At 71.6% G+C, this 11551-nt stretch carries 15 protein-coding genes; 8 read left to right on the top strand and 7 right to left on the bottom strand.

Annotation, left to right across the window (positions count from 1 at the left end):
• Positions 1 to 34 precede the first annotated feature (34 nt).
• From A6A25_RS09840 to A6A25_RS09825, 4 genes are read left to right on the top strand one after another with little or no spacing between them, the layout of a single operon-like run.
• Positions 35 to 781, top strand: coding sequence for a glutaminyl-peptide cyclotransferase (locus A6A25_RS09840; RefSeq protein ID WP_073888024.1), 747 nt, complete (start codon positions 35 to 37; stop codon positions 779 to 781).
• Positions 782 to 796: 15 nt separating this feature from the next.
• Positions 797 to 1699, top strand: a complete 903-nt coding sequence (locus tag A6A25_RS09835; protein WP_073887884.1) for a threonine ammonia-lyase — start codon at positions 797 to 799, stop codon at positions 1697 to 1699.
• A 34-nt stretch (positions 1700 to 1733) separates the two neighbouring features.
• Positions 1734 to 3281, top strand: coding sequence for an MFS transporter (locus A6A25_RS09830; protein WP_073887882.1), 1548 nt, complete (start codon positions 1734 to 1736; stop codon positions 3279 to 3281).
• Between the two features lie 11 nt (positions 3282 to 3292).
• Positions 3293 to 3772, top strand: coding sequence for a DUF2771 family protein (locus A6A25_RS09825; protein ID WP_073887880.1), 480 nt, complete (start codon positions 3293 to 3295; stop codon positions 3770 to 3772).
• A 517-nt stretch (positions 3773 to 4289) separates the two neighbouring features.
• Here A6A25_RS09825 and A6A25_RS09820 read toward each other — a convergent pair.
• The gene (locus tag A6A25_RS09820; protein ID WP_073887878.1) at positions 4290 to 4676 is read right to left on the bottom strand and encodes a cold-shock protein; all 387 of its coding nucleotides are present in this window, start codon (positions 4674 to 4676) and stop codon (positions 4290 to 4292) included.
• Positions 4677 to 4896: 220 nt separating this feature from the next.
• On the opposite strand from A6A25_RS09820, the gene A6A25_RS09815 reads away from it, so the two are divergent.
• Positions 4897 to 5088 (top strand): hypothetical protein, encoded by a 192-nt coding sequence (locus A6A25_RS09815; RefSeq protein WP_073887876.1) that lies wholly within the window; start codon positions 4897 to 4899, stop codon positions 5086 to 5088.
• Here A6A25_RS09815 and A6A25_RS09810 read toward each other — a convergent pair.
• A complete protein-coding gene (locus tag A6A25_RS09810) occupies positions 5054 to 5698 on the bottom strand; it encodes an HAD family hydrolase (protein WP_073887874.1) in 645 nt (214 codons plus the stop codon). The genes A6A25_RS09815 and A6A25_RS09810 overlap by 35 nt on opposite strands.
• Before the next feature lie 36 nt (positions 5699 to 5734).
• Between A6A25_RS09810 and A6A25_RS09805 the strand changes: the two genes are divergently transcribed.
• Positions 5735 to 6280 (top strand): TetR family transcriptional regulator, encoded by a 546-nt coding sequence (locus A6A25_RS09805; RefSeq protein WP_158073707.1) that lies wholly within the window; start codon positions 5735 to 5737, stop codon positions 6278 to 6280.
• Between the two features lie 332 nt (positions 6281 to 6612).
• Here A6A25_RS09805 and A6A25_RS09800 read toward each other — a convergent pair whose 3' ends face one another.
• On the bottom strand, positions 6613 to 7587 hold the full coding sequence (locus tag A6A25_RS09800) for a Gfo/Idh/MocA family protein (RefSeq protein WP_073887870.1): 975 nt from the start codon (positions 7585 to 7587) through the stop codon (positions 6613 to 6615).
• Between the two features lie 41 nt (positions 7588 to 7628).
• Here A6A25_RS09800 and A6A25_RS09795 point away from each other — a divergent pair, with 41 nt between their 5' ends.
• Positions 7629 to 8003: a YccF domain-containing protein gene (locus A6A25_RS09795; protein ID WP_073887868.1), complete on the top strand. Its 375-nt coding sequence runs from the start codon at positions 7629 to 7631 to the stop codon at positions 8001 to 8003.
• Between the two features lie 49 nt (positions 8004 to 8052).
• Here the strand turns inward: A6A25_RS09795 and A6A25_RS09790 are convergent, their stop codons facing one another.
• Entirely contained in the window at positions 8053 to 8838 is a 786-nt protein-coding gene (locus tag A6A25_RS09790; RefSeq protein ID WP_073887865.1) for a metallophosphoesterase, read from the bottom strand.
• Between the two features lie 143 nt (positions 8839 to 8981).
• Here A6A25_RS09790 and A6A25_RS09785 point away from each other — a divergent pair, with 143 nt between their 5' ends.
• Positions 8982 to 9287 (top strand): hypothetical protein, encoded by a 306-nt coding sequence (locus tag A6A25_RS09785; RefSeq protein WP_073887863.1) that lies wholly within the window; start codon positions 8982 to 8984, stop codon positions 9285 to 9287.
• A 114-nt stretch (positions 9288 to 9401) separates the two neighbouring features.
• On the opposite strand, the gene A6A25_RS09780 is transcribed toward A6A25_RS09785, so the two are convergent.
• From A6A25_RS09780 to A6A25_RS09770, 3 genes are read right to left on the bottom strand one after another with little or no spacing between them, the layout of a single operon-like run.
• On the bottom strand, positions 9402 to 10139 hold the full coding sequence (locus A6A25_RS09780) for a maleylpyruvate isomerase family mycothiol-dependent enzyme (protein ID WP_073887861.1): 738 nt from the start codon (positions 10137 to 10139) through the stop codon (positions 9402 to 9404).
• 48 nt (positions 10140 to 10187) lie between these two features.
• Positions 10188 to 10994: an HAD-IIA family hydrolase gene (locus tag A6A25_RS09775; RefSeq protein ID WP_073887859.1), complete on the bottom strand. Its 807-nt coding sequence runs from the start codon at positions 10992 to 10994 to the stop codon at positions 10188 to 10190.
• Positions 10995 to 11012: 18 nt separating this feature from the next.
• Positions 11013 to 11477 carry a MarR family winged helix-turn-helix transcriptional regulator gene (locus tag A6A25_RS09770; protein ID WP_073887857.1) on the bottom strand — a complete coding sequence of 155 codons (465 nt, stop codon included), beginning with the start codon at positions 11475 to 11477 and terminating at the stop codon, positions 11013 to 11015.
• Between the last annotated feature and the right edge of the window lie 74 nt (positions 11478 to 11551).

Genomic DNA, 11551 nt, shown 5'->3' with positions numbered 1-11551 from the left:
ACGTGCCACCCTTTCGGACGTGCGGTGGCTCCTGATGGCGACGGTCTTCGTCTTGTCGGCGGCGTGCACCACCCCTCCGAGCGGTCCAACGGGTGGGCCGATCCGGGTCGAGGTGCTGGGCACGCTGCCCCACGACACCGACGCGTTCACCCAGGGTCTGGAGCTGTCCGACGGTGTCCTCTACGAGGGCACTGGTCTGGAGGGCCGGTCGTCCCTGCGCCGCCTCGACCCGGAGACCGGCGAGGTCGAGCACCGCGTCGACCTGCCCGAACCCCTGTTCGGCGAGGGCATCACCGTGGTCGGCGACCGGATCTGGCAGCTCACCTGGCAGAACGGCGTGGCCATCGAGCGGGACCGGGACACGCTCGAAGAAGTGAGACGCGTCACGTACGAGGGCGAGGGCTGGGGGCTGTGCCGCGACGGCGGCCGGCTGGTCATGAGCGACGGCAGCGCCGAGCTGACGTTCCGCGACCCGACCTCGTTCGCCGAGCACGGCACCGTCACGGTCCGCCGCGACGGGCAGCCCGTCACCCGTCTGAACGAACTCGAATGCGTGAACGGCCAGGTGTGGGCGAACGTGTGGCAGAGCGACGAGGTGGTGCGCATCGACCCGGCGAACGGCCAGGTCACGGCCACCGTCGACCTCAGCGGCCTGCGTCCCGCCGACGTGCCCGACAGCGCCGTGCTCAACGGCATCGCGGCCGTGCCGGGCACCGACGAGTTCCTGGTCACCGGCAAGAACTGGCCGACGATCTTCCGGGTCCGGTTCACCGACGGGTGACCTACCGTCTCGCCCGTGGACATCGACCTCGACAACATCGCCCGCGCCGCCGAGATCGTCGACCCCGTCTTCCGCGGCACACCGCAGTACGTCGACGAGCAGCTGTGCGCGGCGCTGGGCCGCCGGGTGACGGTGAAGGTCGAGACGGTGAACCCGCTGCGCAGCTTCAAGGGCCGCGGCGCCGACTTCATGGGCCTGACGCTGCCGCCCGGCCGCCCCGTCGTGTGCGCGTCGGCGGGCAACTTCGGCCAGGCCGTGGCCTACGTCGGCCGTCACCGCGGGTTCCCCGTCCAGGTGTTCGTCGCGCGGTCGGCCGTCCCCGACAAGATCCGCCGGATGCGGGCGCTCGGCGCGGCCGTGACCGAGGTGCCGGGTGACTTCACCGCCGCCAAGGACGCGGCCCGCGAGCACGCCCAGCGCCAGGGCGCGATCTTCGTGGAGGACGGCCGTGACGTGGCCGTCACCGAGGGCGCGGGCAGCATCGCCGTCGAACTGCTCCGCGCGGGCACGTTCGACGCGGCCGTGGTCCCCGTCGGCGACGGTGCCCTGATCACCGGCATGGCCCGCTGGCTCAAGGAGCACTCGCCGCACACCCGCGTCATCGGCGTGTGCGCGGAGGGCGCCCCGGCCGTCGCCCGCGCCTGGGCGGGCCGCCCGGTGGCCGACACGCCCACCGACACCATCGCCGACGGTATCGCCGTCCGCGTGCCCGTCCCCGCGGCCGTCCCCAGGCTGAGGGCGCTCGTGGACGACATGCTCCTGGTGCCCGACGACGCCATCCGGGAGGCGATGGCGCTGGCCCGGACCACGCTCGGCCTCGTGCTGGAACCGGCGGGCGCGATCGGCCTGGCCGCGATCGCCGTGGCCGACATCCCGGGCGAGACGATCGCCACCGTGCTCACCGGGGGCAATGTGTGAGACAGCCCGCACTCGGTGAGGCAGGATTGAAGGCGTGACACCCCCTCGGCCGGAAGACCAGTCGCGGCGGTACCCGTGGGAGGACGACGAGTACAAGCCGCGCACCCGGCCGTACCCGACGCCCGGCTCACCACCGCAACCGGACCCTCCGCCGCAGGGCCGACCGACACCGCACCGCGAGTCGGCCCGCTTCAGCCCGCCCCCGGACGACAAGCCGACCGCGCCGACGCTGCCGAAGAAGCTCACCGTCACCCGCGTGGCGTGGTTCCGCACCAGGCAGCTCAGCGGCCAGGCCCTGGCCGCGTTCCGCAAGGCCGCGCACGCCGACGGCGCCAAGCAGTCCGGCCTGTCGTCGCTCACCTACGCGGTGATGCTGAACTACGCCGCCGACGCCGCCATGGCCGTCGCGCTGGCCAACACCCTGTTCTTCTCCGCCGCCGCCGGCGAGAGCCGCGGCAAGGTGGCGCTCTACCTGCTGATCACCGTCGCGCCGTTCGCGCTGGTGGCGCCGGTCATCGGTCCCGCGCTGGACCGCATCCAGCACGGCAGGCGGGTGGCGCTGGCCGCGTCGTGCGTGCTGCGGGTCTTCCTGTCCATCACGATGGCGCTGAACTTCGACAACTGGGGCCTGTACCCGGCCGCGCTGGGCAGCATGGTGCTGTCCAAGTCGTTCACCGTCCTCAAGGCCGCCATCACACCCCGCGTGCTGCCGCGTGAGATCACGCTGTCCAAGACCAACGCCCGCATGACGGTCTTCGGCCTCGCCGCGGGTGGTGTGTTCGGGGCGGTCGCGGCCGGTTTCGCGAACCTGTTCGGCTCACCGGGCGCGCTCTGGTTCACCGCCGCCCTCTGCCTGGCCAACGCCTACTACTGCCTGCGCATCCCGTCGTGGGTCGAGGTCACCGAGGGCGAGGTCCCCGCGTCACTGCGGGCCAAGCCGCAGAAGCCGAAGCGGCAGCCACTGGGCCGCACGGTCGTCGTCGCCCTGTGGGGCAACGGCTCGATCCGCATGCTGACCGGCTTCCTCATGCTGTTCGCCGCCTTCGTCGTCCGCGCCCAGACCGAGGGCGACGCGCTGATGCAGGTGCTCCTGCTGGGCGTCATCGCCGCCGCGGCGGGCATCGGTAGCTTCCTCGGCAACGCCGTGGGCGCCCGCCTGCACTTCGGCTCACCCGACCAAGTGGTCATCGGCTGCCTCACCGCCGCCCTCGCCACCGTGATCATCGCCGCCGTCCTCCCCGGCCTCGTCACCGCCGCGGCCGTCGGCCTGATCGGCGCCACCGCCAGCTCGCTGGCCAAGGTGTCGCTCGACGCGGTCATCCAGGACGACGTCCCCGACGAGTCCCGCGCGTCGGCGTTCGGCCGGTCGGAAACCATCCTGCAGCTCGGCTGGGTCTTCGGCGGCGCGCTCGGCGTGCTGCTGCCCACCGAGTACTGGATCGGCTTCACCGTCCTGGCCGTCCTGCTGGCCGTCGGCCTGGCCCAGACCGTCCAGACCAAGCGCGGCGCGACCCTGATCCCGGGCCTGGGCGGCGACCGCCCACTGCGGCCCGCGCCCGTCGTGCCCAGGGCGGGCACGTAGGCTCGACCGCCGTGCGCCGAGTCCTGATCCCCGCGTCGCTGCTGGTCCTCGCCGGCTGCGCGGCAGCACCCACCGCCCCCGAGGTGACGTTCTACGCCGACGGCAAGACGATCAACGTCAAGCCGTCCCAGTACTGCGACCTGCAGTCGGAGAACTGCGACGTGAACGCGGACGCGGTCGGCGTCCTCCGCGTCCGCCCGGGCAAACCGGTCCAGATCTCCGTCCCGGGCGACCTGGCCGAATCCGCCTGGTCGGTCAAGTTCACCTACCGAAACGCCCAGGGCGAGCAGCAAGAACCACTGCGCAGCAAACTCTTCACCGAACGCGCCCCGAAATACGCCTACACCCTCGTCCTGCCGAATCCCGACGACCAACTCGAAAGCATCGAGGTCCAGCAATACGGCGCCCGCATCGAGGCCGGCACCGCGGGCGCGTTCGACTTCGTCGCCCGAGCCACCTGGGTCCTCTCCATCGACGACCGCTCCCACTAACCCACCACAAGCCCACCGGCCGCACCCACAACGACCCCGCCGCCAGCCCACCGAGGCCACCGGCCCACAATCCGACGCACCCACAACGGCCCCGCCACCAGCCCACCGAGGCCCACGAACCCCCGCACCCACAACGGACCCGCAGCGCCACCGCAAGGCTCGATTTGACATGGGTTCGGGTGCTTTAGGCTGGTCGAAGCCGGCAGGCCTGGCGGGACGCTTTTCCCCGCCGGGCCTGCCGGCTTTGGCCTGCCTGGAGTGCCCGTAAGGGCCCCATGTCAAATCGAGCCGGACCCAACCACCGAGCCGCCTGAACGTTGAACTCACACGCTCCGAACGTTGAACTATCGCCGCCCGAGCGTTGGACTCACGCGCCCTGAGCGTTCGACTCGCGGGTCCTGAGTGTTCGACTCACGGGTCCTGAGCGTTCGACACGCGCGTTCTGGACGTAGGACACGCGCGTTCTGGACGTAGGACACGCGCGTTCTGGACGTAGGACACGCGCGGATTGTCCGGCTTACGGGTCCAGCTCCCGCGCCACCGCGCGAACCACCTCGGCGATCAGCTTGGTGTTCTTCCGATCCGGGTACCGCCCCCGCCGCAACTCGGGCTGCACCTTGATCTCCAGCAGCTTGATCATGTCCTCGATCAGGCCGTGCAGCTCCTCCGCCGGCCGACGACGCGCCTCCGCCACCGACGGCGCCGGGTCGATCAGCCGGACCGACAGCGCCTGCGGCCCGCGCCGCCCCTCGGCCATGCCGAACTCGATCCGCTGACCGGCCTTCAAGCCCTCGACACCCGGAGGCAGCGCGGATTTCCGCACGTAGACGTCTTCGCCACCGTCCTGTGTGACGAAGCCGAAGCCCTTCTCCGAGTCGTACCACTTGACCTTGCCGGTCGGCACCGTTCTCACCAATCCTTTTGCGATCACACGACGAACGCGCCCCGGGGCGTGCCCAAGGCGCGTCCCACCAGACTATCCAGAACACCACCGCCGGGGCACCTCCGATCGCGCGACTCCACCGCTGACCGCCCCGACCGCCCCCACCAACCACCAACCACCAACCACCAACCACCAACCACCGACCACCGACCACCGACCACGCCGCGTCTACGCTTCACCCATGTCGACCCCGAAGCTGATGCCGCCGGCAGTGGCGCTGTTCGCGCTCGGCGTGGCGGCCATCGTCGCGATGTTCATCGCCGGCGAACCCGGCCTGCCCGCCTGGGTGTTCGCCGCGGGCTGGCTGCTCGCGCCCGCGGGTCTCGCGCTGGGCGTGTTCAGCGCGGTGCGCAGCGCCCGACCCCGGCGCTGAGCCGGTCCGCGTTCGCCCGCAGCCACGCCGGGAACTCCGTCAGGTCCCGCAGCACCACGTCCGCGCCCTCCGCCGTCAACTCCTCGGCGTCGCACGGCCCGCTCACCACACCCACCGACACCGCGCCGGCCGCCTTCGCGCCGCGCACGTCACCCACGTGGTCGCCCACGTACACCGCCGCGCCGTGCGCCTTCAACGCCTCGGCCTTCCCGGTCGACCACAGCTCTCCGAAGAGGTGGTCGACCTCCCAGTCGAACGCGGCCAGGTGCAGCGCCGCGTTGGCCCGGTACTTGCCGGTGACCACGATCGTGGTCCCGCCCAGCTCACGCACCGCGGCAAGCGCTTGCGCCGCGCCCGGCAGGGCGACCGTTGCCGGGATGACGACCTCCGGGTACAGCTCGCGGAACCGGGCGATCAGCGCCGGGACGTCCTCCTCCGGCACCCCGAAGTCGCGGTAGATCATGTCCAGCGGCGGGCCGAGGTTGGCCGCGAAGTGCGCGCCGTCCAGCGGGTAGCCGCTCTCCGCCGCGACCGCGTCCATCACCGCCGCCATTCCCGGCCTGGGGTCGATCAACGTCATGTCCAGGTCGAAGCCCACGGTCAACGGCACGGTTCGCACCCTATGCGCTGTGCCAAGCTTTGCGCCGTGACGGAACTCACCCGGGCACTGCTCGTCGCGGCGACGGAGTTGATCGCGGCACACGGCTCACGAGGCCTGCGCATGGCGGAGGTCGCCGTCAAGGCGGGCGTGAGCAGGCAGACCGTCTACAACGAGTTCGGCAACAAGGAACGGCTCGTCCAGGCCGTGGCGCTGCACAAGACGGCCGAGTTCCTCGACGGCGTGCGCGAACGGCTGGTCAGCACCGACGACCCGTTGGAAGGGCTGCGGCGGGGCATCGAGTTCGCGTTCGACCTGGCCGCCGAGGACCCCTTGGCCAAGTCCGTGCTGAACGGCGCGAACGCCGAGGACATGCTGCCGCTGCTGACGACCAAGGGCCGGCCGGTGCTGACCCTGGCGACCTCGGTGTTCGCCCGGCACATCCGCGAGCACTGGCCCGCGCTCCCCGACGTCCGCGTGCACGTGATCGCGGACACGATCGTGCGGGTGGGGTTGAGCCACCTGCTCACCCCGAGCAGCCGACGCTGGGAGTCGGTCGTGCTGGTGACCGAAGCCCTGCTCCGCGACGCCTGAGCGCCCCTACCCCCGCACCACTCCCGCCCGAACCCGCCGTGCCACTACCGGCGCGCCGCCCCCGCCCGAACCCGCCGCACGACCGGCGCCGTCCGGTGAACCCGCCGAGCACCCACCCGCCGCCCGGTCACCACCTTCGCCGCACCCGCCGACCTACGACCGGCCACCGCACGACCCGCCCCACGCCCGGCTCTGCGACCGGCCACCGCACGACCGGCCCCACGCCCGGCTCTGCGACCACCCGCCGCACGACCGCCGACGACCCGCCGCGCGACCACCACAGCCAGCCCCGCCAACCCGACCAGCCCGAACTTCCACACCTTGCCCATGCCCTACCCCACCGTCCCATCGTCGTAGGTCAGGCCGACGCGCTCGGCGGCCCTGGTGAGCGTGCGCAGGATCGCCAGCGACTCGGCGGGCCGCATCGACGGGCTCTCCGTCTCACCCGCCCGCACCCGCTTCACGACCTCGCGCAACTGAGGAACGTACCCGGCGCCTTCCTGCTCGTGCCGGTGTTCCACACCGTTCACCACGATCCGGCTCGGGTTGTAGAGCGCCTCCGGCACGTCCACCAACCCCCGCGTCCCGTACACGACCGCACCGGACTTCAGCGGGCTGACCAGCGAAGACCCCAGCAGCGCGTGCACGCCGTCCGGATAACCGAGCAGCATCCCGATCTCGGCGTCCACACCGCCGACCAGCCGCCCGTGCGCCTGCACCGTCTCCGGCTCGCCCAGCACCAGGTGCGCGAACGACACCGGGTAGATGCCCAGGTCGAACAGCGACCCGCCGCCCAGCGCCTTGTTCCACAGCCGGTGTTGCGGGTCGTGCTCCAGGGTGAACCCGAAGTCCGCCCGCACCGACCGGACCTCGCCGATCGCACCCTCGGCGATCAGCTCGGCCATCCGCACGACCAGCGGGTTGAACCGGGTCCAGATGGCCTCCATGAAGAACAGGCCGCGCTCGCGCGCCAGGTGCACCACGTCCTGCAGCTCGGCCAACGTCAACGTCGCCGGTTTCTCGCACAGCACGTGCTTGCCCGCCTCCAACGCCGCGCGGGTCACCGCGTGGTGCTGGACGTGCGGCGTCGCCACGTAGACGACGTCCACGTCCGGGTCGGCCAGCAGGTCGGCGTAGTCGCCGTACGCGCGCGGGATCCCGTGCTTGGCCGCGAAGGCCTCGGCCTTGGGCAGCGCGCGCGACGACACCGCGAGCACCTCGACGTCGGGCAGCAGGAGCAGGTCACCGGTGACGACGTCGGCGATGCCGCCGGTCGCCACGACACCCCAGCGGAGTTTGTTCGACACGGACGGAGCTTAACGGCAGCTTGATCGGGCAAGATGGTTTCGTGAGGCTCATCCTGAACCTGATCTGGCTGGTCCTGAGCGGCTTCTGGCTAGCCGTCGGGTACGTGGTCGCCGGCGTGGTGTGCTGCGTGCTGATCATCACCATCCCGTGGGGGCTGGCGTCGTTCCGCATCGCGAACTACGCGCTGTGGCCGTTCGGGCGCACGGTCGTGGACCGGCCGGGCGCGGGTGCGCCGTCCCTGCTCGGCAACATCGTGTGGATCGTCGTCGCCGGGATCTGGCTGGCCATCGGCCACGTCGTCACCGGCGTGCTGCTGTGCGTGACGATCATCGGCATTCCGCTGGGGGTGGCGAACTTCAAGCTGGTGCCCGTGTCGTTGATGCCCTTGGGCAAGGAGATCGTGCCTTCGCCTTGAGGCGGGGCGGTGGTTCAGGTGTGGGCGCGGTCGGCCGGTTGGTCAGGGGTCATGGCCGGTCGGTCAGTTGGACGACCAGGCAGGGACCGCCGCTGTACAGACCTGCGTCCACGGCGAGCACCTTGTCGTCGGCGTACCTGAGCGGGCCGTCGATTTCCTCCGGGGGGACGCCCAGTTGGTCGGCGATGACGCTGTGGCCGTGCACGACCTCGTGGCCGCCGAGCACGTCGAGCAGTTCGGCCGCCACCTCCGGGCCGTCCGGGCCGCGGAACGCGTAGCGGGTGGTCATCTTGCGCCAGCACTCCCACCAGTGGTCCAGGTCGTCGCTCTTCAGCACGTCCCACACGGCCTGGTTGACCTCGTCGATCGTGGCGCCCCACTCCAGGTAGGCGAGCGTGTCGGAGTGCATCAGCAGGTGGCCGTCCACCTCGGTGAGCACGCGACGGGTGGTCAGCCACTCGATGTGGGCGTCGGTGAGCCGGTCCTGGTCGCTGCGCAGGCCGCCGTTGAGCAGCCAGCTGCGGGCGAAGCTGCGCGGTGTCGGGGCGCCGGGCACGTTGCGGTCGCCGAACCGGTGCATGCCCAGGAGCAGCACCTCGTGGTTGCCGATGAGCGCGTCGACCTGGCCGCCGCTCTGCTCGGCCAGCCGCATCACGAACTCGATCACCCCGATGCCGTCGGGGCCGCGGTCCACGAAGTCGCCGAGGAACCACAGCTCCGCGTCACCGCCGCACCAGTCACCGTCGGCGTCGACCAGGCCCGCGGCGTGCAGGGCTCGGGTCAGTTCGGCGAGGTGCCCGTGCACGTCGCCAACCACGAAGAGCGGTCGTTCCACATCTGCGACGATAAGCGACTCGGGGGTGTGGTGCGCAAAAGTCGATCAGCGCACGCCCCGCCGGCCACGGCCACACCTTCCCCGCCGGGGTGAGATCCAGCCCGTTCGCCGTGACGAAAGCCGCCCGCGGCCCTCTCACCGCCATGCGTGAACAAGTGGAACGAGTCGCGGGTGAACTGGACGAGGCGATGGTCGCGGTGGCCGCGCAGGCGGGCACGGCGTGGCACCCGTGGCAGCACATCGAGTGGCTGCGCCTGCAGGCGGACCTGCTGGACCGCCTGGGCGCGGCGTTCGGCGGCCCCGGCTCCTGCCGCGCCGAACTGCTGCGCGACCGGGCCGAGCGCATGGCCGACCGGATCAACGACATGCCGCACGCGGGCGGCGGCTTCCCGTCGTTCCTGCTGGACCGCGACGTGCCGGCGCCACGCCCCACCCCACGCCATCACTGACGACCGGCACGCCACCACCGACCACCGGCGCCACCCCCAGTCCGTGACCACCGGCGCCACCGCTACTCCGGGGCCACCGGCGCCACCGCTACTCCGGGGCCATCGGCGCCGCCCTCACTTCAGGCTGGGCCACGCGATCAGTGCCTCCGCCTTCGCGCGGTCGCCGCTCACCGTCACCTCCTCCAACCCCACCCGCCGCCAGAGCAGCAGGTACAGCTCCTCGGCCGTGCCGGTGCCCCTGGCGTCCGCCGCACCCCCGGCGAGCCGCGCCGGCTCCGCCGCCCCATCCGTGCCCACGAACCACGTGGTGCCGGTGTCGGTCGCCGCCAACTCCAGCACCGCGGGCCCGCCCTCCCACGGCTTGCCGTAGAGGAAGCGCCCGAGGAACTCCTCGACCCCGTCCACCGCCAGCTCGGCCGGGATCGACCCGACCGCGCCCACGGCCCGCCACGCGTCCCAGCAGTGCACGACCGCCTCGTGCGCCTGCCGTGACGCCAGCGCCGCCGCCGTGTCGCGCTGCTCGTCGTTCCACCACACCCACACCGGGGCGTCCGGCCCCGCGCCGCGCTGGTACTCCTCGTGCACGGCGACGTACCGGGCGCTGATCTCCCGCCAGCCCTCGACCCGGTCCGGCCCGGTGTCGGCGGCCCGCCGCGCCGCCTCCTCGTCCGGGTACGCGCCCTTCGCCAGCACGACCGCGGTCCACCACGCCTGCACCTCCGCCAGGTGCGCCACCAGGTCGTCCACCGTCCACCCCGGACAGGTGGGCACCGGCGCGCCGAGGTGGCCCGCCACCGCCTCGGTGAAGGACCCGCTGAACTGCTCGACGACCGCCAGGTGGTTGATGCCCATGGCCGGCACGTTAGCGCCGACCACCGACAATTCCGGTGTCGTCGCAGGTCAGCCCTGCTCCGGCAGCTCGTCCGGGAACGGGTTCGCCGAGCTGCCGACCAGGTCCGCGATCGACTTCACCACTCGCGTCGGCCGGTACGGGTACAGCTCGGCCGTCGACTCCGCCGAGATGCCGGTGAGCACCAGGATCGTGCGCAGCCCCGCCTCCAGGCCGGACCGCACGTCGGTGTCCATCCGGTCGCCGATCATCAGCGTGTTCTCGGAGTGCGCGCCGATCGCGCGCAGCGCCGACCGCATCATCAACGGGTTCGGCTTGCCCACGTAATAGGGCGCGCGGCCGGTGGCGCGTTCGATCAGCGCGGCGATCGAGCCGGTGGCGGGCAACGACCCCTCGCGGGACGGGCCGGTGGCGTCCGGGTTGGTCGCGATGAACCGCGCGCCCTCCTCCACCAGCCGGATCGCCTTGGTGATCGCGGTGAAGCTGTAGGTGCGGGTCTCGCCGAGCACCACGTAGTCCGGGTCGCGGTCGGTCAGCACGTACCCGATCTCGTGCAACGCCGTGGTCAGGCCCGCCTCGCCGATCACGAACGCCGACCCGCCCGGCCGCTGCGAGTCGAGGAACTTCGCGGTGGCCAGGGCCGAGGTCCAGATCGCGGCCTCCGGCACCTCCAGGCCCGTGCGGGACAGCCTGGCCCGCAGGTCGCGCTGGGTGTAGATGGAATTGTTCGTGAGCACCATGAACGGGATGTCGTTCGCGGTCAGCTCGGCGACGAACTCGCTCGACCCGGGGATCGGGTGCTCCTCGTGCACGAGCACGCCGTCCATGTCCATCAGGTAGTTCCACTGAGCGGCCATGGCGGACATGCTGCCGGCTCAGGCCTCGATCACGCGCCGCCGGAACGTTTCGATGAGCACCTGGTTGTAGCGTTCCAGCACGTCACGCTCCTCCGGGGTGAACCGCGACAGCACCTCGCGCAACGTCTCCTGCGCGCCCGCGAACAGGTCGCTGAACCTGCCCTCGTCGCCCATCGTCACCTCGACCAGCACCTTCCGCCGGTCGTGCGGGTCGCGCACCCGCCGCACGTACCCGGCACGTTCCAGCCGGTCGATCACGCCGGTCACCGCGCCGGTGGACAGCCCCGACAGCTCGGCGATCCGGCCGGCCGTGATCGGGCCGTCCGCGCGCAGGGCCAGGTCGAGGCACTTCTCGTCGGTGGGCGACAGGCCCATCCGCTCCGCCACGCGCGTGTGGAACATGACGGTGAGCGCGCTCGACTCCCGCGCGTAGACGCTGAACCGCTCCAGCACGTCCGCGGGCACCTCGTGCTCACTGGTCATGACGGCAATTTAGCGTTCCGGCGCACGGGTCAGGCATCCTCGTCCACCGCGCCACGCGCCGCCGTCCCCCATTT

The organism is Saccharothrix sp. CB00851, assembly GCF_001905065.1.
Lineage (GTDB): Bacteria > Actinomycetota > Actinomycetes > Mycobacteriales > Pseudonocardiaceae > Actinosynnema.
This window is presented reverse-complemented; position numbering and strand designations above follow the sequence as displayed.